Source organism: Affinundibacterium seohonense (assembly GCF_014284305.1).
Classification (GTDB): domain Bacteria; phylum Pseudomonadota; class Gammaproteobacteria; order Burkholderiales; family Burkholderiaceae_D; genus Undibacterium; species Undibacterium seohonense.
This window is the reverse complement of the sequence record NZ_JACOFW010000001.1, coordinates 331613-352965: the sequence shown is the minus strand read 5'-3', so window position 1 is coordinate 352965 and position 21353 is coordinate 331613. Positions and strand designations below refer to the sequence as shown.

General features: G+C 46.2%; 16 protein-coding genes and 2 pseudogenes. 3 read left to right on the top strand and 15 right to left on the bottom strand.

What is annotated here, in order from left to right:
- Window positions 1-168 precede the first annotated feature (168 nt).
- Window positions 169-339, top strand: a complete 171-nt coding sequence (locus tag H8K52_RS01490) for a hypothetical protein (RefSeq protein WP_186920732.1) — start codon at window positions 169-171, stop codon at window positions 337-339.
- A gap of 124 nt (window positions 340-463) precedes the next feature.
- On the opposite strand, the gene H8K52_RS01485 is transcribed toward H8K52_RS01490, so the two are convergent.
- The 3 genes from H8K52_RS01485 to H8K52_RS01475 form a co-directional block, all read right to left on the bottom strand.
- Window positions 464-1045 carry a hypothetical protein gene (locus H8K52_RS01485; RefSeq protein WP_186920731.1) on the bottom strand — a complete coding sequence of 194 codons (582 nt, stop codon included), beginning with the start codon at window positions 1043-1045 and terminating at the stop codon, window positions 464-466.
- Window positions 1046-1795: 750 nt separating this feature from the next.
- Window positions 1796-2551, bottom strand: a complete 756-nt coding sequence (locus H8K52_RS01480) for a hypothetical protein (RefSeq protein ID WP_186920730.1) — start codon at window positions 2549-2551, stop codon at window positions 1796-1798.
- Between the two features lie 127 nt (window positions 2552-2678).
- Window positions 2679-2858 carry a hypothetical protein gene (locus tag H8K52_RS01475; protein WP_186920729.1) on the bottom strand — a complete coding sequence of 60 codons (180 nt, stop codon included), beginning with the start codon at window positions 2856-2858 and terminating at the stop codon, window positions 2679-2681.
- 60 nt (window positions 2859-2918) lie between these two features.
- On the opposite strand from H8K52_RS01475, the pseudogene H8K52_RS01470 reads away from it, so the two are divergent.
- Window positions 2919-3167 (top strand): annotated as a pseudogene (locus H8K52_RS01470) (transposase); the annotation flags it as partial.
- 369 nt (window positions 3168-3536) lie between these two features.
- On the opposite strand, the gene H8K52_RS01465 reads toward H8K52_RS01470, so the two are convergent.
- The 12 genes and pseudogenes from H8K52_RS01465 to H8K52_RS01410 all read right to left on the bottom strand — a co-directional run.
- A complete protein-coding gene (locus H8K52_RS01465; protein ID WP_186920727.1) occupies window positions 3537-4709 on the bottom strand; it encodes a cytochrome c in 1173 nt (390 codons plus the stop codon).
- 166 nt (window positions 4710-4875) lie between these two features.
- Window positions 4876-7212 carry a hypothetical protein gene (locus H8K52_RS01460; RefSeq protein WP_186920726.1) on the bottom strand — a complete coding sequence of 779 codons (2337 nt, stop codon included), beginning with the start codon at window positions 7210-7212 and terminating at the stop codon, window positions 4876-4878.
- A gap of 401 nt (window positions 7213-7613) precedes the next feature.
- Window positions 7614-8672: a sugar phosphate isomerase/epimerase family protein gene (locus H8K52_RS01455; protein WP_186920725.1), complete on the bottom strand. Its 1059-nt coding sequence runs from the start codon at window positions 8670-8672 to the stop codon at window positions 7614-7616.
- A gap of 91 nt (window positions 8673-8763) precedes the next feature.
- Window positions 8764-9924: a Gfo/Idh/MocA family protein gene (locus H8K52_RS01450; protein ID WP_186920724.1), complete on the bottom strand. Its 1161-nt coding sequence runs from the start codon at window positions 9922-9924 to the stop codon at window positions 8764-8766.
- Window positions 9925-9950: 26 nt separating this feature from the next.
- On the bottom strand, window positions 9951-10808 hold the full coding sequence (locus tag H8K52_RS01445) for a hydroxypyruvate isomerase family protein (RefSeq protein WP_222613638.1): 858 nt from the start codon (window positions 10806-10808) through the stop codon (window positions 9951-9953).
- A gap of 69 nt (window positions 10809-10877) precedes the next feature.
- Entirely contained in the window at window positions 10878-11534 is a 657-nt protein-coding gene (locus H8K52_RS01440) for a gluconate 2-dehydrogenase subunit 3 family protein (protein WP_186920722.1), read from the bottom strand.
- 44 nt (window positions 11535-11578) lie between these two features.
- The gene (locus H8K52_RS01435) at window positions 11579-13258 is read right to left on the bottom strand and encodes a GMC oxidoreductase (RefSeq protein WP_186920721.1); all 1680 of its coding nucleotides are present in this window, start codon (window positions 13256-13258) and stop codon (window positions 11579-11581) included.
- Window positions 13259-13310: 52 nt separating this feature from the next.
- On the bottom strand, window positions 13311-14873 hold the full coding sequence (locus tag H8K52_RS01430; protein WP_186920720.1) for a 3-keto-alpha-glucoside-1,2-lyase-like domain-containing protein: 1563 nt from the start codon (window positions 14871-14873) through the stop codon (window positions 13311-13313).
- 94 nt (window positions 14874-14967) lie between these two features.
- On the bottom strand, window positions 14968-15717 hold the full coding sequence (locus H8K52_RS01425) for an AraC family transcriptional regulator (protein ID WP_186920719.1): 750 nt from the start codon (window positions 15715-15717) through the stop codon (window positions 14968-14970).
- Window positions 15718-17061, bottom strand: coding sequence for an MFS transporter (locus H8K52_RS01420; protein ID WP_222613637.1), 1344 nt, complete (start codon window positions 17059-17061; stop codon window positions 15718-15720). It lies immediately after the preceding gene.
- 439 nt (window positions 17062-17500) lie between these two features.
- A complete protein-coding gene (locus H8K52_RS01415; protein ID WP_186920718.1) occupies window positions 17501-18889 on the bottom strand; it encodes a Gfo/Idh/MocA family protein in 1389 nt (462 codons plus the stop codon).
- Window positions 18890-19227: 338 nt separating this feature from the next.
- A pseudogene (locus tag H8K52_RS01410) lies at window positions 19228-19470 on the bottom strand (transposase); the annotation flags it as partial.
- 482 nt (window positions 19471-19952) lie between these two features.
- Here H8K52_RS01410 and H8K52_RS01405 point away from each other — a divergent pair.
- Window positions 19953-21350 (top strand): hypothetical protein, encoded by a 1398-nt coding sequence (locus tag H8K52_RS01405; protein ID WP_186920716.1) that lies wholly within the window; start codon window positions 19953-19955, stop codon window positions 21348-21350.
- The last annotated feature ends 3 nt before the right edge of the window (window positions 21351-21353 follow it).

Sequence of the window (21353 nt, the reverse complement as noted above, 5' to 3'; positions counted from 1 at the left end):
ATTTATGGATACTAAATGAGAAAAATGAATTCTTCAATACAAAAAGATTGCTTTAAGAAAAAATACATCAAAAATCATTATTCAAAGTGTGGATCGTGGAATAAGCCAATTCAGACAAGTGTTCAGTGCCTCCATGTGTTAGAGTGCTAAAAACATTAAAGGATAACTGTGGCCACACCAAATTACGGGTATGAGAAACGCCAAAAAGAACTCGCAAAAAAACGAAAAAAAGAAGAAAAGCTAAAAAATCGTGCTGAAAGATCCGAGCCAGAAGAGGGGACTTCAGTAGAAAATAGTGATCCTCAAGCCGCTGATCGCAATATTCCTCCTTCAGAATAATTAAGCCCATTATGTCAACAGCTTACAGTTCGACCAGATTTTTAGGCGAACTTAGCCTGTAGGACTTCACTCAAAGCACAAAAAAAGGAAGCTCAGTTTAACTGGCTTCCTTTTTTTGTACTTTTTATTTAGCCGGTGCCAAATAGGTCTCAGGCAATCGCAATTGGTCACGCTCAGCCTCAAATAGTAAGGAGACTATCCACCAGCGGGTACCGTCATTCATCAGCTGAATACTATTAATCCCACGCCTGACAATCCCATCTTTATCCATAATGGTTTCATACGTCGTAAAAACCTGCGCAAGTTCTCCCCATTGTTCAGTTTTGCGAGTGATTTCTTTTTCGCGAAATCCAGTCTCAATTAGCACAGGGCCAGAATTTGCGATGTAATCACTGATACTCATAATTCTCAACGCTAGATCCGAAGAGTCTCGCTTAGGCACAATTGCCATAATCCGCGCCTCAGGAATAAATAATGAGCGCATGCGATTCCAGTTTCTTGGTTGGCCAATGCCACCAGAGATCACATCGTAAAGAGCCGCCACAATGCCATCGAGACTTTGCACATCAATCGCTTGCGCTGCGGGCGACGTCACCAAAACTGGCGATGCCTTTTGAATGTTTGATTGTGCGTTATTTGCGAACGCTGGAACGCCGATGAGCGCAGTCGATAGCGCTAACGTCAATAATAGGCGTGAGAGTTTCATATTTTCCTTCTTTCACTTGATGGTGTTCATGTCTGATATCAAACAGCATCGAAAGTTCATATTCAAATGAGCCGAAATTAGTCGAAGGCCCATAACGAAGCAATAATAAATTTTCGCATAATTTATATTATGTCAAATGGCGAAAAAATTCCTCCGCAATCTGTTAGCTAAATTTCGCAACCTTTCAACGATATTTAGAGGCACAAAACGGACAATCTCTACCCAATTTACAGCGCTCGCGGCAACAGCATAAAAACAATAAAATCTCTTCTTTTGAAACGCCTGCTAACCGCAGGCGTTTTTTTTCAACCTCAACAATTCGATAATGCCGTCGTCGGATTTTCTCGTTTGGTTTCCATTTTCGCAGATTTCTAAGATGCCAATATTGGTTCCTAATCACTGCAAAACACTGTTGTTTTTCCGTAACGCTTAATTTTTCAAAATTGAATAATTCTAGTTGATGCAATTTGTTCGACCACCTAAAAATTCCATGTTACAACAATTTCTTAAAATGCAAAACTTTCTGTCTTTAGTTGTGGGGTACGGTTGATCGACCTCAAAAGGAAAAAAACAATTCGGACTATGACCGCTTTCAACTCTTGCGGCTCGCCCTGAGAGGCGACGACCGACACGGAAAAAAAAAGCCCCGCAATCACTAGGAAAACGAGGCAAGAGATTGACCCTTCGGGACAGCTTAACGTAAATTTGAAGGACTGCTGCGCTTTTGCGCAGCTCCTCGCGAACGCAGGGCTAGCTGTTTATATTGAAAACTTTGTCCTTAGGGAAAAACTTCTCAATTACCTCAGAAAGAGCCTTATCTGATTCGGTCGCGCTAACTTGTTGAATGACGTAGTCACCCCACAGACCATCCAATCCCAACTCTCCTTGAGCACCAGCCGCTCCACCATAGCCAGAACCTCGTGACCAGTAGGACCAAACTCCACAACGGGTTTTACCACCACCGCCGTCACCACCATCACCACCGGCGCCTGGTGCGCCACCTTGGCCACCCTCTGGACGCAAAAGCAATTTGAGAGGGCCAGCAGATGTGTAGGAAATTGAAATATCACCACCACGCCCACCAGTGCCTCCGGGGTTTCCTTTTCCCCCTTGCCCTCCGTTTGTAGCATCAGCACCGCTACATTCCGCATCTCGACCACGACGGCCTTTGGCTCCCTTAGTCCCATTTCCACCTTTTCCACCACGCGTATCTATCGTATTTCCATTGAACGTGACATTGCCAATGAATAGATGCAACGCGGTGCCGTTTCCGCCAGCCTCGCCATCGCTACCATCGGAACCTTTGGCAGAAATGAAGGTATTCTTTCCAAAGATGGTAGCTTTAGATTTTATTGTTAAGAGCTCAGCACCCGGTGCTACCTCAATTTTCGCATTGTCCTCAACGATTAGGTTGTCCACTAGTATTAGTACTGTCCCGTCAGGGATACGATAAGTTTCACCGGATAATACCCGCAATTCGGCTTGTTGAATGGTTGCCTCAGTCATGATTAAAGCTCCTTATTAAGGTTAATTGGAAAAACAGCTAAGGATTGAATTACGTGGTTCCGTAGCGCTAGCGAAAGGAATCTAACTTGCAGTGCTTGTAAGTGTTCGTTGAAATGATTTGCTCTATTTATAAGCTACTATTAAGGGCTGAAATTGCCTTTCTGGCTTCAGTGAGCTTTCTTTCTCTCTCTATTGCTTCAAGCTTCCCATCAAGAATAATTTCAATGCCTATTTTTACAATTGGGAATGCCGTGAGGCATTCATTTTCACTTAGTTCATGAATACCTTTGCTTAAAATTGAATACATGGACTTCCCCTAGTTTAGTAGACATTTCATAATGTCGAAACTAAGAAGGGGAAACTCCAAATGGGAAACAATCGTTACACAGCAGAATTTAAAGCAGAAGCCGTTAAGCAGGTCCTTGAGCGCGGGCATGGCGTTGTCGATGTTTCCAAGCGACTCGGCATTTCCGATAAAAGTCTGTATCTCTGGTTGAAGCAGCACGAGAAACAATCGAATCCGGCTAAGCAAGATAATACTGATGCACTCAAGTTAGAAGTGACTCGTCTAAAGGCTGAATTAAAACGCACAACAGAGGAGCGCGACATCTTAAAAAACCGCCCCACGCGGTCCGCCGCGCCCCTTTTGAATAGAAACTCCGGTGAACTATACTGCAAAGATCGTAGGATCCTGGCCGTAAGCTTCTTGGAGGTTTCGACCCCGTCAAAAAACCTGGCCTGGGGATAATTGCGGACTCAGTTGTGGTGGCGATTCATATCGACCCCGTTTAGGAAGTTGATTTTATCCGCGTTCCCTATCCTGCGTTTTTTAAACCAGGAGGTGTCATATGTCCAAAATGCAATCGGGAAGCAAACCGACAGGGTTGCCAATCATCAATCCATTCGCCGCTGGGATTGATATCGGCTCTCGTTTCCATGTTGTAGCTGTTAGCCCAAATTTGTGCAAAGAGCCAGTTCAAACATTTCAAGCGTTTACTAGCGATCGCCTAGCTGCGCCCGTTAAGATCACGCGCAACAGATTGCTAGGGTCAGTCGCTGTGAGTACACTGTTGAGCCCTAGTTCTGGCCGGACACCGGTGGGAACGCCGTTACTATTCGAGTGGCATGAGGCACAGGCTGCTAGATACAAGTTGGCGCCACAGTCCGTGTATAGGTCGCTCACTTGTGCTGATTTGCCCAAGATTTTTGCCAAATTCGTGGCTGTGATGGTATCTGCCGATGCAGTCGATGTGGTGGCGACCGGACTGCCATTAATATTAATAAAGTAGGTAGCGAGCGCATGGATATCAGCATCCGGTGACAGCACTAAACCCTGATGCACCACCTCCGACATAGGACCACTGGCGACCCCATGAAACTGCGACACACCGCTACGCAAATAGGAGAATAGCTCTGCTTGCGTCCATGGCAAGGGCGAGGTATTGGCGGCGGTCAGTGCAGGCGCGAACCAGCCGTCGATCTGGGCACCTAAATAGGCCGAATTTTTCTTTTCTGCTCCGAGAAAATTGCGCGGCGTATGGCACGCCGCGCAATGCGCTATGCCTTCGGCCAGGTAACGTCCGCGATTCCAGTCAACGCTTTGTGAGACGTTGGTCTGATAAGGTTTCTTATCGAAATACAGTAACTTCCATCCCGCTTGCAGCGAGCGTATGTTAAGGGGAAAAGGAATGGTATTAACAGGGGTGAGCGCATGCACTGCAGGGCGCGTCATCAGAAAGGCATACAGCGCGCTTAAATCTTCATCATTGATGATCGTGAAATGGGTGTAGGGAAAGGCCGGGAATAGATGCGCACCATCCTGCCGCACGCCTTCGCGCATCGCTCGCTTAAACGCGTCTTGCGACCAGCGGCCAATGCCGGTATCTGGGTCGGGCGTAATGTTGCTGGAACAAATGATGCCAAACGGCGTTGCCATCGGCAAGCCGCCAGCCAAAGGCGCACCGCCTTTGGTGGTATGACAGGCGGCGCAGTTTCCCATACCAGCTAGCACTTGGCCTTTTTGTACCAATTGAATCGAAAAAGTACTCGCTGGCGGTGGTGTAACCGCCGCCAAGGCGAAGCGCCAATAAAAGCTGACCACGCCCAGCGTAACCACAAGGAGCAGACCGACCAAACTGAGCAGAAGACGAAAGAGCAAGGCGCACCCCAGACTAGATTAGGTTAAACAAACTCTGATCGCTGCCTGTGAATTTGTTGATCAGCCTAGTCTAGAACGAAGTGCGTCCCTTTTATGTTCGCTAGAGCGCATAAGAGAAAATGATTACACTGAACTTGAAAAAAAACTGGCATTAACTCAGTACCCACTAAGCCAAAACATCCACACTATCGAGCGGTGGTGACTGCCCATGTGCGACCTTAAACTCTGCTCTTTGTGCTGATGTTTTGACTTCGTTCAGCGCCGCCGCAATGCGTGCATCGTCACTGTTGCCGTCGTGCGGGTCCAATTCAAGCACATCAATGCGAGGGATGACGGAAACATCTGGAACGATTTCAGTCGCTACACTCGCTAGCTCATCGCTTTCTTGAACGATGACTGTTTCGCCGAAACGGTATGCGGCGACTGCCGCTGCAATTGAGGGATTTATTGAAGAGTGAACTGGCGTCGCCTGCGGTTGCACTGTGGGATATTCAAACGCAGCTTGTGCGCTAGCAGGTATGGTTTGACTGGTGCTGGTGCTGCTCCTTAAACCATTGCTGGTAAAAGTCGAGGTAGTGCGCGAGCTCACATCGTCAACGGAAAAAGTAATAGGCTTCTCAACTATTGACGCCTTATTGTTCACCGCATCCTTATTGGTTAAATCCGGCTCGCCTTGCACAGTGGGTGCTTCTTTAGTACCCGAAGGTTCAGAATTGATTAGATTGGCAGGCTGCAGTATTGGCTGTATTTGTGGTTGGGCGGCGTTGGAAGTCCTCGATTTTTTGTCGACCCCGCTGGCATCCGCAACACGTTCCACATCATCGTTAGAAGACATAGCACGCACAATAGAAGCGGCGGCTGGTGGCTTGAGCTGACTGCTAGCAGACTCGGCGATAAGGGCTCTCGTCGCGCCCGCTGATTTCGTATTACTCTCGATGCTGTTGCGTCTAGGCGCATCCAGCTTATCGTCATTATTGAGATCGGTTTGTGTGGCGATAGTGCGACTCGCTTCCACGACTGGCATTGCTCGGTCAGCTTGCGCAGAGGCTGCGTTGGCGCCTTGGCGAATGGTTGCTGCTTGAGCATTTGAATCTAATTGAGCAGTTGAATCTACAACACTCGATCCAATGCGAGTTTGCCTCGTTTGGATTTTTGTGCTGGTACTTGGCTTTGTGTTGGTGTTGTTGTTGGACTCCACGTTCGTGTTGGATTGCACTTTAGTATTCAAGGCGGTGTTGACCTGCGTATTATCGAGATCGTCGCCCTGCCCGGTTTGCGTGACAGCATTTTCTACCGTCGAGATTTTTGCAGGACTCTGCACTGAATTAGCGGAATTAAGACCTACTTCAATCGAAGAATAAGGAAGCGTGGGCGATTCATCAGAATTACTTACAGCCGCAGGCTGTGTTGCTCTTGGAGCAAATGAATCGGGCACAACCACGACTGGCGCAAGCACGGCATCACTCACAGACGTGGGAATTTCGGTCAATAATTTCTCGACCGATGCCGCTGTGCTAGAGCTAGTGGTACCAAGCTTATTATCAAGCGTATCGGCAACGCTATTGCCGGCACTGCTATCAACGCCGCTGTCAGCGCTAGCGCTTGCGTTGTTGCTAGTCTTACCAAGGAGCTCAACAGCATCCGCCTGCGTGCTTGTCGCACTCGATGTAATCGGCGTCGCGTCGATCGCAGCGCCAAGTGATTCATCGGCCAGCAAGCGTTGCAATGCGTTGTTAATTTCCTGCGCGTCTGCTGTACTGAGCTTAGATAGGTTCGCATTGACCATGTTGAGATCAAATTGGCTCGCTGGCACCGCCACTGAAAGCGCTGGCGTAAAGTCACTCGTAAACATATCTAACTTAGGTTCGCTTGCGAGCAGTTTTGCCTCAATCACCACTAGCCCCTTTAATGCCTTATCGAGCAAGTTTGTCGTTTGCGCGGGATTCGCATTAAAAGCGGCTTCCAGTGCCTGCGAATCTATCTTGAACTGATTTGGATTCGTCTCCTCAGTCGCTTCGTTAAAATGAATCCCGACTTGCGCCAAACTATCTATGAACGACTGCGCATGCTCTGATCCTACTTGGACGTTTTGCGTGTGTAAGGCCAGTAAAAAGCTGGTATCAAAAGATGACTCGAATGAATTCGTCATGGCACCAACACTGGTTTGAAATCGATTGAAGGCCTCTACAAAAAATGATGCGGTCGCAACGAGCTTGCTAAAATCGCTGCTGGTAGCGGTGCCGCTAGCAATCGCTTTCGCTTGCTGTGCTTCATAGGTTTGAAATACTACGGTGGCAGCGAGCAACTGTGCCAGTGTGGAAAAATCAATGACGCTAGCGCTCGCATCGGCGACGTTTGAGGTACTTAGCAGGCTGCGCGTGGTGGTACCCGCATCGAGTGCCGTCAGCGCATCAAGCTTAATAGCAGGAACCAGCGTAGTTGCGACAGGTGTAAGGGCGGCAACGGCAGCAGCAGGACCAATAGCGGCGATAGTTATACTCATACAATCCACTCCAGTTTTCATATCAATAATCGAGCGCATGCCGTGCCCGAGCTCACTCAGCTTGAGCTGGTGGTAGCAAACGTGGAAGCGCTAATGGCGAATCGGTATGTCAATTGTAGATTGATACTATTCAGCTCTAGTGTCTGTTCGCGAGAGCACGTTGAATGCAGAAATGGAGAAGCTGAAGAGAGGAACGACGGATAGGAAATTCAATGGTTCTGTGGCGTTAAAAAATGCAAGTCAAAATTCTGGAAGAAAGAGACAAATTAATCTTCGGTCGCTTCCGCCTATCCAATCTGTCTCGCTGCTCAATAATGCGTTGCCGCCTATATTTTCACTTAAGTGTGATAGCGATGTTCGTCTTAATTTACCGAGTAAGGAAGCGCGTATGTAGACTGCAATTACAATGCGATGCCTAATAATTTTTGTAATCCACTCGTGTTAACCGCACTCGCAGCAAAGTCATCAAAGGCTCGATCACTGGTCGGAATAATGTGGCGTTTGATAAACTCGGCGCCTTCGCGTGCGCCAGTCTCGCCGTCTTTCAAGCAGCATTCCCATTCCAGTACCGCCCAACCGCTGTAATCATATTGCGCGAATTTACTAAAAATGGAGGTGAAATCGACTTGCCCATCACCGACACTACGAAAACGCCCTGCTCTTTCCAGCCAAGGTGCATAGCCGCCGTAAACGCCGCATTTCCCTGTAGGATTGAACTCGGCATCCTTGACGTGAAACATCCGGATACGCTCGTGATAGATATCAATAAAGTCGAGATAATTGAGTTGCTGTAGAACGAAATGACTAGGATCGTAGAGCATGTGGCAGCGCTCATGTTGGCCGACTGCCTCTAAGAAACGTTCAAAACTAAGGCCGTCATGCAAGTCTTCGCCCGGGTGAATTTCATAACAAAGATCAATTCCATTGTCGTCATACACATCCAGTATGGGCTTCCAACGTTTTGCTAATTCAGCGAATGCGAGTTCTACCAAACCATTCGGACGCTGCGGCCACGGATACATGTAGGGCCAGGCTAAGGCCCCAGAAAATGTCACGCTAGCGTTTAAGTTCAATCGACGCGAAGCTTGCGCTGCGAGTTTGAGTTGCTCAGTCGCCCACATTGTTCTGGCAGCTGAATTCCCATGTACCTGTTTCGGAGCAAAGCCATCGAATAAACTATCGTAGGCTGGATGAACTGCTAAGCATTGCCCTTGCAAATGAGTCGATAATTCACTGATAACGAGCCCATGCTCAGCGAGCTTCCCGGCGACTTCATCGCAATAAGTTTGGCTGCTGGCAGCTTTGTCGAGATCAAAAATATGGCTGACATTGCTAGGCATTTGCACGCCAACAAAACCTTTTTCGGCAGCCCATTTTGCTAAGCCATCTAGCGTATTAAAAGGTGCTTCACCTCGAATAAACTGCGCGAGAAAGACCGCTGGACCTTTGATGGTTTTCATAGTATTAATCCCATTTATTTTCGTTATCGTTCTATTTTTTTCTAGCTCTAAGTCTAGTTTTAGTTCTTTACAACAGATGATGCCGAAGGTACTAAGTGTTACTTATTTTTAACTGTGTCCAAGTTGAATCTTGGCTTGATGAACGAATGCAAGCTTCGATAAAGCAAAGATCGTGATAAGCCGCCGTCGCGGAATGTTTAGCATCGCCGTTTAGGCTAGCAAAATCGGGGGAAGCAAGCGATTTCGCAAACTCTCGGTAAAGAACTGCAAACGCTTCCAAGTAACCTTCGGGATGTCCCGCTGGAATGAGGCTAACATCGCGACTAGCCTGACTGATTTGATGACGTGCCCGGCTCAATATCTGTGTCGCGCCATCAAGGCTTGCAAAACTTAATTGATTCGGATGTTCCTGAGACCAGTCAAGCGCGCCTTTATCACCAAAAATTTGCAGACGTAAATGATTTTCTTTACCGACCGCCACTTGACTACTCAATAAACTACCACGCGCGCCACTGGCATAGCGCATGAACACTTGCGCATGATCATCCAATACCCTACCAGGGACAAACGAATGCAAATCAGCCGCAATTTTGACTGGCGTCATGCCTGAGACAAATTGGGCTAAGTTAAAGGCGTGCACGCCGATATCGCCGAGACAGCCAGCGGCACCTGCTTGTTTAGGATCGGTGCGCCAACTCGCTTGTTTTTGCCCTGATTGTTCGATTGCCGTCGCAAGCCAATCTTGACTGTATTCGACCTGAACGATGCGGATTTCGCCTAGATCGCCGCGACGCACCCGCTCACGTGCTTCCCTGATCATCGGGTAACCCGTGTAGTTATAGGTGACAAATAAATGCTTTCCTACACGTTCACTGAGCGTAATCAAAGCACTCGCTTCTGCACTGGTCATGGTTAACGGTTTGTCGCAGATCACGTGTATGCCGTGTTCTAGAAAACATTTTGCAATCGGAAAATGTAAATGATTAGGCGTCACGATGACAACAGCCGTTATGCCCGTTTGGCGTGAAGCTTCGACTTGCGCCATCGTTTGGTAGTCAGGATAGCTACGTTCAGCAGCGATCCCAATTTCCTCGGCACTGCTAGCCGCGCGCTGCGGATCAGAAGAAAAGCAAGCGGCATCCAGCGAAAAACCATCGCTGATACGCATCGCGATTCTGTGGACATTTCCAATGAAGGCACCCTGCCCACCGCCGACCATGCCTATGCGAATTTTTTGTGTAGTCTTGTCCATGCTAATTGCGAGAAATTGCGTTGACTTTACACATCGCAAAGGAGAGTTGCGCGCTTTAAAGAGCTGGCTTTTTCTTCTGGCGTGTTACCTGATGGATCGAATTCTTGAGCTACATAACCTTGAAAACCAGTCGCTAAAATGGCTTTCATAATTGCCCGATAATTCAGTTCTTGATTTTCGGTAATTTCGCCCCGGCCGGGTACGCCGCCGGTGTGATAATGTCCAATGTAGGGCGCGCATTTTTGTAAGCGACGGATAATATCGCCTTCATTTATTTGCACATGATAGATATCGAACAGCATCTTCATGTTTGGCGAATCAATGCGTTTACATAACTCAAATGTCCAGTCGCTGCTATCCGCCATATAGTCAATATGGTCAATCCTACTATTGAGTATTTCCATATGTAAGATGACGCCATGTTTCTCCGCGTGGGACATAATTTTCTTGAGTCCATTGACGCAATTTTGCAATCCCACTTCATTGTCCATACCGCGCCGATTACCGGTAAAACAAATTAGATTTTTATAGCCAGCTTTTGACACTAATTCAATATGTTCGAGGTAATTTTTAATCAACGTTGAATGGTATTGTGGATCGTTCCAACCCTTTGTTAAACTGATTTCCGCTCCATTGCACATGGATGAATCAATATGATGCGACTTTAAGATCGACCATTCTTTCGGACCAATCAAATCTACAGCAGAAAAGCCTATTGATTTTGCCAAACCACACACCTGCGGTAAATTGAGATGTGGAAAGGTCCAACGACAAACTGAATGGTGAATATTGCCCTTCAAAGAACCACTGGCTTGTGCCATCGCCAGATTTATAGCGTTCGGTGCCAACATTGCGATCGCTCCCAATGACAATTGTTTCAACATACTGCGACGATCTAATAAATGCATAGATTTCCTTTTTTGTACGGACTTAAAATTACCTAGCTGTTTGGTTTAACCCCAAGCACGTTGACCTTTGATATAAGGCACGTTGCCGTCATAACGGCCGGGTACCGCGATGTAACGCAATGTCTTAGTTGCGCCAGTTTCAGACGTAAAGAAGCCTAATAAGGTCAATTGCTTCACCATGGTATAAAAATGCTTTGGCAGGCTTTCAAATTCTTTTTGAAGGGCATAATTATTATCTTTGTTCTCGGTCTCTACAGCGTGCCGTCGTTCTTTATCCAGTTCGGATTGCCCTGCATTAAAACTCTTCGCTTCTTTTTCCAACTCTACTAACATTTCATGTCTTTGTTTGGCATTCATCCTGAAGAAACTTTTCTGATACTTCGCCAGACACAAACTTGGAAAATTTTTCAGACCATCAATAAAAGCAGCTTGCTGCGCCGAGGTATAACAGTCGCGCACCATAACTTCCATAAAGCGCCCGACTTCTGCAGCCTTGGCGCCTGGCGTATCGGTTTTGGGAATAATCGTCTCCGCTATTTCGTCTAGTAAGTTGATATCTCGAGCAGAGAGACGTAAACGCGTATGACTGAATTCAAGTGGTGTCGATAAGTTTGCATTTGCATGCATAGCAAAAGCTTCGCCACCAATCACTGTCATACCTGTCATTGTGGCGACGATTTGTAAGAGTTCTCTTCGATTCATTTTTTTCTCTTAGTTTTTTACGTGTAGTTTTTATGCGCAACCTGTTATAAATTTCCGCGTTTTAACTCACTCACAGCAAATTCGGCGGCACGTGCGGTCAAAGCCATATAGGTCAGCGAAGGATTGACGCAAGAGCTTGATGCCATACACGCGCCGTCGGTGACAAACACGTTGGGCGCATCCCAAACTTGGTTATTGCCATTTAAAACAGAAGACTTAGGATCTCGACCCATACGTGCAGTGCCCATCTCGTGAATACCTGAACCCACTTCGTAACCACTGTCATAGGTATAAACGTTTTTCAAGCCAGCAGCAGTCAACATTTCTTTGGCATCGTTGACCATATCGATGCGCATACGTTTTTCATTCTCTTTCAACTCAACATCCATCGCCAAGACGGGCAAGCCCCACTTGTCTTTCTTCGTGCGATCGAGACTGATTTTATTAGAATGATCTGGTAGCATCTCTCCAAAGGCGGTCATATTGAACCCCCAGTTTTCAGACGGCACACTCATCGCTTCTTTGAGTTCTTTACCTATTGTGAATTCGGCGACCTCCACACCGCGTCCACGCCCTGCTCCGCCTTGATATCCGAAACCACGCAGATAGTCACGTTTGTCGTCATACACATTGCGGAAGCGTGGAACATAAATGCCAGTTGGACGTCGCCCAAAATCATACTTATCACCGAAGCCTTCGACCGTACCACCCGCGCCCAATTTAAAATGGTGATCCATCACATTGTGACCTAGCTCGCCACTACTGCTACCTAAACCACCTTCCCATACATCAGTGGCAGAATTCATCAACACCCATGTAGAATTGAATGACGAGGCGCAGACGAATACGATTTTGGACTTGAATTCATAAGTCTGATTCGTTTCTGCATCCAAGACTTCGACACCACGTGCGCGCTTGGTGTTTTTGTCATAAAGAATTTGCGTCACGATGGAAAATGGACGCAAAGTCAGGCGCTTGGTCGCCATGGCAGCGGGCAAAGTAGACGATTGTGTACTGAAATAGCCACCAAATGGACAACCACGCCAGCACTTATTCCGATATTGGCAGTTCACCCTGTCTTGTAGTGGTTCAGTGAGATTAGCCGAGCGACCGATGATTAAATGACGCTGACCTTTATAGATTTCCTCTAAACGTTTTTTAACGTGTTTTTCAGCGCAATTTAATTCCATCGCGGGCATAAAGTGACCGTCGGGTAAAACATCTAAACCATCTTTGCTGCCCTGTATGCCGGCGAATTTCTCTACATAGCTATACCAAGGTGCAATATCGTCATAACGAATCGGCCAATCAGCACCAACACCTTCTTTGGCATTTGCTTCAAAATCCCAACGGTTAAAGCGATAGCTTTGACGGCCCCACATCAACGAGCGTCCGCCTACGTGATAGCCGCGGAACCAGTCGAATCGTTTTACCTCGGTGTAAGGACTTTCACTGTCTTTTGCCCACAAATCAAGTACCGTTTCGTTGAGCGCATAATCACGTTTTAATACAGGGTAGTCAGCGATCATCTGCTGCGTGCTAGCACCGCGATGAGGAAACTCCCAATTTTCTTTCATCGCGTTGACGTAGCCTTTCACGTGCTCAATATTGCGTCCACGTTCAAGCAATAAAACATTCAAACCTTTTTCTGTCAATTCTTTGGCTGCCCAACCACCGCTGATACCTGAACCGATTACGATTGCGTCATAAAAATTGTCGTTCATATTTTTCTTTTTAAAAAAATGTTTTTAGTTTTCTTAGAGCTTTGAATAAACACTAAAGTGAGCGGATTTTAATGTTTCTAAAACTGACCGGATCGCCATGATCTTGCAAACCAATACGCCCTTTTTTTGTCTCACCAAAGCCGGGCATGTTGCCGAACTTGCTTTGTCTCACCAGCTCTTTCCAAGCATCCGTCCATAGTCGAGTGCTCAGCACATGGCGACCATTTAGATAGAAATTCAACTCACCATGATCACAAACAATATCGACCAGATTCCATTGTCCTGGTGTTAGCGCGGTAGCCTGAGTTGCAGCGATCAAGTCATATAAGTCGCCAGCGCGATGTTTGAAAATCTTTCCATCAGCGTGACCTTCGTTATCTAACACCTGCATTTCCAGTCCTGTATTCCAAGCATATGGAAACTGTTTCGCATCTTCATTTACATACAAAAAGATTCCACTATTGCCGTTCTTTTGTAGCTTCCACTCCAGTTGTAAGTGAAAATTATCGAATTGCTCGTCAGTGACAATGTCACCACCGCCAGAAGTTTGCCAGCCGTCTTTTTTACTGACGTCTAATTGCAATTCGCCTTGAGAAATTTTCCAGGCTCTACCTATGCTTGCATCACCATAGGCGTGCCAACCTTGCGTGCTCTTGCCGTCAAACAGGAGTTTCCAGCCATTGGCTTGCTCGCTTGGCGTTAAGGCATTAAGTGGTCTTCCAGTGCCTGCGTTTCTGAGCGCGATAACAGCTTGCAATCCGCGTAAAGATTGCTCCACACTTTGCATGGGACTTAGTCCGTTTGGATATTCTTCTTGCTCGACCACGATCCATTCGGTGCCGCCAACTTGAACGTTCGCCTGATACAAAGCGTCCCAATCAATATTGTCTTGACCTATGATCGTCGTATAGGATTTGCCACTATTAGTACTGAGCGGTTGTAAGGGCAATTTGCTCTTGTAATGCGTCGTCAAGGTGCGGCCAGGATAGAGCTTCACAAAAAGCACTGGATCTTTGCCAGCATAGCTAGTCCAACCCACGTCTTGCTGCAAAATGACATCATGTGGCGTATTTTGTGCGATCGCATCCCAATAGGTATTACCTTCGAACGCATTCATTTCTACGCTATGGTTGTGAAAACCAATTTGCATTCCGAATGGTTTTAATTGCTTAGAAAGCGAAGTTAAATCCTGTGCCAATAATTTGACGCCGATAGGATCTCCTGCACGCGAGTCACTAGGCACGATCAACTTGGTACAACCGATATCTTGATAAAACTTGACTAGCCTGGCGAAGCGATCAGGACTCAGCTGCGTAATGGCGACGTGCGCGCCTGATGCTTTCAAACCCGTCTTGTCCAAGAATCGTTTCAAACCATGTGCATTGTCTTTATAGGGGCCGAAATCGCCGGCGAACTCGACTCCTTGAAATCCCATTGCCGCAATTTTTTTCAAAGTACCTTCGAAGTCCTTGTTGACATCATCTTTGACTGACCATAGTTGCACGCTCAATTGGGGGTAATCGTTTGTCTGTGTTGCAGCCTGACTATTTGCAGGATGATTCACTTGCTTGGCTTGAGCAACGATTGGTCTAAGCTGACTAAAAATGAACGACATGCCAGCTATCAAGTAAGCAATTTTAAGAAACGAATTTTTCAACTTTTATCTCCGACCGCTAGTGGTTTATCTATACCTATTTTTGCAACTTAATTTAATAGCTCGCTTTTGCCCGTTCCGCCACCAAAGAGAACTGACGTGGCGTCATACCGATCACCGCACGAAATTCCTTTGTAAAATAGCTTTGGTCGCAAAACCCCGTTTCCGAAAAGGCTCGTTTAATGCCATAGCCAGTCGCTAACAATTTGCAGGCTTGATGTATGCGTAAGTGTTTGAGGTATTGCATTGGGGTTTGCGAAAAATGCTTCTTAAATTTACGTTCAAAGGTACTTAAAGACATGCAGGCTAGTTCCGCCAGTTCGGCGATATTGACGTCATTCATATACTCACGCTGCAAGTATTCGATACTCGATTTGAACACTTGAAATGGCTCTATGATGGTTTGCGAGCGCTCAGCATCACGACTAAAACCTTCAACACCAACAATCGCCCCTTTGCGATTCCTAATCGGTGTTTTGGTGGTAAATAACCAAAACAATTTGCCATTGACGCCAACCACGACTTCGAATTTGTCTTTTACTACTAGTTCTCCCGACATCACTGCGAGATCGTCATCACGAATACGACTTGCAACATCGTGACTCAAGAAGTCAAAATCTGTCTTACCTATCACATCTTCCGCACTGTCTAGATCGAATTTTTCCTGCAAGAGTTTATTGGCGCAAACGAACTGGCCATCGCAATTTTTCGCAAAGTAAAAGGTATCCGAAAGTAGATCAAAAATGGCATACGGTGACGATATGCCATGCCTCGCGTAAAAATTCTTAACATCAATTTCTGTCATTTAGTTTCTCAACTTAGGGTCAGCTCTGGATTCACAACTAAGCACTGACTGATCGGCATTTTTTTTGCTCTGCCTACGATCATGCAACCAGATCGCCGCGAATATCGGCAATAGAATCAACGGTACCAAGGCGATGACTTGGAAAGATTCGCGTGAGGCGATTTGTATCACCTGACTCGATTGTTCTGCAGATAAGGTCGCCAATTTATCAGCGCCACCAGCGGCTAGGTTTTTGGCGTCGTCGAAAATTTTACCGAGCACAGGCAATAAAAATTGAATTGCCATCCCTCCAATGAATCCCATTAGACCCATTGCCAGTGCACCACCACGCACGAAGCGTTCGGAAACCACCGCCAACATAGTCGGCCACATGAAACAAACGCCAGCACCCCAAATCGTTGCAGCCAACACTGCCGTCACCGGACTATTCGCACGACTGAGTGCAAACAAACCTATCGCTGCCAACAAACTACTAACCCACAACAAACCTATACTTGATAAACGATGGGCAATCGGACCGGCAAAATGACGCATGACAAACATCAAACTGCTAACATATATCAAAATAAAGATGCCGCTCATACCTACTGTGTGACTCAAAGTGAGGTCGACCCATTGACCTGGCGCCAGTTCGCTAGACGTGGTAAGCCACATGCAGCACAAGAAAACTAAGAATTGCGGGCGGCGATATAATTCGCGGCACATGTCGGCGTAGGACACGCCCTGAGCTACCCGCTCCGTGACCGGAAAAACCTGACCACGCACCAACATGATGATGGCGAAAGCCGGCAAACACAGCACGACGAGATTAGTCTGCCAAGGCAGTCCAAAGCTTTTGACCAGTATGCTAAATAGACCGCCAAAGACAATGCCCGCCGGCCACCACGCATGTAAAATATTCAGCCGTTTGATTTTATTTTCAGGGTCTATACTCACAACCAATGGGTTGACAGCCGCCTCGACCCCACCCCACCCCAAACCGGTTAGCATTAATCCTAACAAGACGATGGTATAGCTAGTGGCATCGACAGGACGCAGCGACGCCCACAATACCAATAAACTACCGACTAAATTACTCAAAGCGGAAAATACTAGGATGCGCTTTGAGCCTAAGATATCAACCAATGAGCTACCGATTAACAGCGTGAAGGCAAAACCGAGAAAGGTCATACCTAGCGCTTGACCAACCATGGTTGCCGATTGCGCGGCATCAATCACACTAAAAATCTTTACGCGCAAATCATCGGCAATTGCAGCCCTTACCGCAAAGCCCAGACCTATCGTAAAAATTGCTAAGTTGGAAGTCAACAACAAACGTGCGTTGAAATTATTTTTAGTCTCCATCTGCTTTCCTTTTTTTGTGTACTGGAAATGCTCTTTCTTCGCGACTTTTAAAATGGGCAAAAAATAAGCTTATGGATGAGACATATGAAAGCAGTTTCAGTTCATCCAACGCCGATTTTGCAACAGCACATTTTTGTCACGATGTCGCAAATATAGTAGCAAGTGAAATTAGGAAGCAATATGGAAAAATCCGCAAAAAATATAACAAATTCGGCAAAGGACGATTTTTCATCACGCAAGCTAGGCTGCACTAGCTAATTTTTACTCCAAGTTTGCTTAGTGTTTGCAGCCTTGCTATTAGAGTCTTAAAAATCAATGATTTGTGTACTACCGCATTTAACTTGAAGCGAATTACTCGAGTTTTAACTGATAAGCAGGGTGCGATGGGAACACTCTACGAATCAGGCTAAATCAACTCATTAAGTGACTGAGTTGAACGTCAAGTTTTCACTTCCATCACTCTGCCGTTTTTACGACTGCTCTCCGCCATGAACCCCATGATGTGACTTTCGATAGACTCATCAATGGTTGAAGTTAATAGCGCTGGATTTTGTTGAGCAACGGCTTGCACGAAATCTTTCACCAATAGCCAGTCGCCACCACCGTGTCCACTATTTTTATAACCCGCTACATCCTCGGCGTCAGGCACAAATCTAGTTTCTTTCTTAGTTCTAAAATCATGAACTACCAACTCATTCATGTCGCCAACCATATCGCCCATTGAACCCATAACTCGTGTACGACGACCGTGGTAGGCGGTAAAGGCTTCCATAGAAAAACTAGCGGTCACGTTGTCACTGAACTGTATGCTCGACACATAGTGGTCAGGCTGATCATTATCCATACGATAAACACAGCGACCGTAATCACTAGTTTTGAGTTTTTCGCGAGCCGCAAACTTACGATCTGGCACGTTGTCTGGAATATCTAAAACATGTGATCTACCAACGACATCGACATACTCTTTGATGGCGGAGTAAGGGCAAGTACGCTCAATCGCACATCCATCGGTACATCGAGCCGTGCTGCCTTGCGGCGCATTTTCGCGACGGAACCATTTCAAGTTACCCATCGCGACGATTTTTTCTGCCTTCTTATTGATGACCCATTTCATGATGTCAAGATCGTGACAGGACTTGGCTAAGATGATAGGTGTGGTCTGCTTGGAGTTATGCCAGTTGCCGCGTACATAGGAGTGAGCCATGTGAGTGTGTTCGATAGGTTCAAGATGCTGCATACTAATCACCTCACCGATCGCGCCTTTTGCAATCAGCTCTTTCATCTTAACGAAGTAAGGCGCGTATCTTAAGACATGGCACACTGCGACTATGCGTCCGGTTTTCTTTGCTAGGGCAAGAATATTTCGGCATTCTCTTTCGGTTGGCGCAATTGGTTTTTCCAATAAAACATCGTAACCAAGGCGCAATGCTTGCATACATGGTTCGTAGTGGAGATTGTCTGGCATAGAGATGATCACAGCATCTGCCATCTTTGGTTTTTTGAAGACGTCTTCCCAGGTATTGAAGCGGTTTTCCGCCTCAATGTTATGTTTCTTGGCGTACTTTTCATTGCGAAAAGCAATTGGCTCTGCGACGCCGATGACCTTCAGTTGTTCTGGAAATTGTGTTGCGTAATCGCCATAGACATTTCCCCTGCTTCCTGCGCCACACGTGATGACAGTAACTGCTTTGGATAAGGGGTGGTGGGTGGAATTCTCACCAATCCTATAGCTATATGCGTTCTCCCCTACGCGTGCTAAAACGTCAGTGGTGACGATGCCAGCGCCCAAGCTCAAGCTGAGGCTTTTGAGTAAACTTCTACGATCCATAATTCTTGTACCTTTTTTTCTAAGTAAATAATTGTTTTGTAACTGACTGCTGTCTTTATTCACGAGAACATCGCGACATTTCCTTGCGCTCAAATGTTCACTTTCAAACTACAACTAATATATCTACGAAATATCTAACGTTAATTTAAATAGTAGCACCAATTTTTCCGTCGTTTTTGGTCGAAATTCAGCAAAACATAAAATAAAATCGGCAAACTACATTGAGAACCATCATGAATGCGATCTTCAAGACAACGCAACTCGGATGGCTTGAAATAAACCTGGTGGATTATGTAGATTTTGATTTCGATTTATGCCTCCACTCTTTCACCACTTTTCTCCCTCAATGCAGCATTAGCCAGAATTGATTCCGCCAACAAACATTTTAGTTTGGCGTTCTCCGCTTCCAGAAGTTCTAATTTTTCGCGATCAGATAATGACATGCCACTATATTTAGCCTTCCATTTATAGTAGGTGGACTCGCTGATATCATGCTTGCGACAAAGTGCAGCCACAGTGATGCCAGAATCGATCTCCTTCAATACGCCAATGATTTGGCGCTCGTCGAAACTTCGCTTCATATCTTCCTTTCCTCAAAGTGTATTTTTTGGTAATTTGAACCAATACGAGAATTTTGGTTACACAAATTAAAGCTAATGACAGCCAGTTTTCACATCAAGCCTAATCAACATCGCTGAATTGTCGATTTACTTTTTGGTGACTTCGTTTTTTCGACGAATGTATTACACCAAGTTTTCCCAATTAGGCATTCATTGACATGTAAATACTAAAAACAACACCCTAAATACGTGACGTATCCACAAAAAATGTCCCCTTTTTGACTGGCATGATGTTTGCTGTGATTGCAGTGACGGCACTAGCAGATTTGACTTTTTGAGATTCTAAAAACTGCTACCTGTTAAGTTTTTTGGCGAAACATGGATCAGACATGTGTTCAACGCAAAAGCGTTTGTAGCTAAGCTTGGTGGTGTTGTTCTCTTTAAGTCTGTTCTTCGTTCCACGTTCTCATAAATTGACTGCAAGACAAAGGGAGAAATAAACTATGCACCTACCTAATTTCAATCGCAACTCTAAGCGAACTGTGCTCTCAACACTCGTCGTTGGGCTAGCTTTTGGTTATGCATCGCTTTCCAGCGCGATCGCACAAAATGCGGCACCTGCCGCACCTAAAGCAGCTACCGTTCCGAGTTTTCCATGTGGCGGGCTAAACCCGATTGGGGTTCAACTGAAGCCGATTCCTAAACTGAGTAATGGTGAATTCACCAATCCAGGTGCAGATTGCGCCATGTGGCAAACTTTTATCTATCTCAATTGGCCAGCTAAATCGGGGCAACGTGGCATCCCCGATACCTCTGCCCTATTCGGCGCGCCAGGCACAACGGTTTGGGAAAGTTTCCTCACTGAAGAGCAGGTATTTTTGCCTAATGGAGCCAAACCGCAACCGTGGGATAACAGTGTCGTCAATGCGGCGCTTCCAAAAGACATTGCGAGTGAAGTGGCTGTGGGCGGTGTGAGAATGTTGACACGTACGGCGAAGGTATCTCCTACCGTTGCCAAACTTCAGGCAACACTCAAGGCAAATAAGAGCCTAACCGCGAGCACAACTATTCCACTCGATGAGATCACTCAATCGGATGGCAATATTCTCTATGACCAACAGAAAAATCCTGTGTATTACGATGTAGCCATGAATAAGGCTCAATATGATTACATCACGAAAAACAGCTTATACAACGCAACGTCACAAGCTACATTTGCTAAGAAGACGAATATCATATTGCCATCTGGATCGATCGAAGTGAAAGCGGCTTGGAAAGTACTGACTGCGACAGAAGCAAGCTCTGGGCGTTTTCATGTTGCAAAGGGATTTATTCCCGGCGCTTCTGGCGGCAAATCGGTCACTATCGGCTTAGTTGGATTTCATATTTTTGCTAGTGGTGGAAAACAAAATGCAGGACTGTGGGCAACCTTTTATCAGGTAGATAATGCGCCGCTAATGGGTGCAACGCCTAAGCAAAACTACAGCTTCAATAATCCTGCTAGCAAAACCCCTGTTAATACCAAGGGCACCAATCCAACTCAAGTCGTACAAGTATTTCCGGATGACGTGAATGCGGCACAAGTGAATACGCAAGCGCAAAAAATGATCGTTGAAGGCTTCGCAAAATCGCCTTGGCAATACTACGCGATGATCGATACACAATGGTCCAAGACCGTGCTCAACCTCGCGACTCCTGTTCCGCTGTCGGTACCACTCTCTCCAGGTAAGCCTGGCGATATTAGCACCAATACTCTGATCAATCCGGTGCTAGAAACCTTTATGCAGACCAAAGGGAATAGCTGCATGGGTTGTCATTCTTTTGCCACAACCGCGCAAAAAGGTAGCAAAACTGCTACAGGCTTCAGCTTTATGTTTGGTAGCGCGCAAGCACCCAAGTAGAAG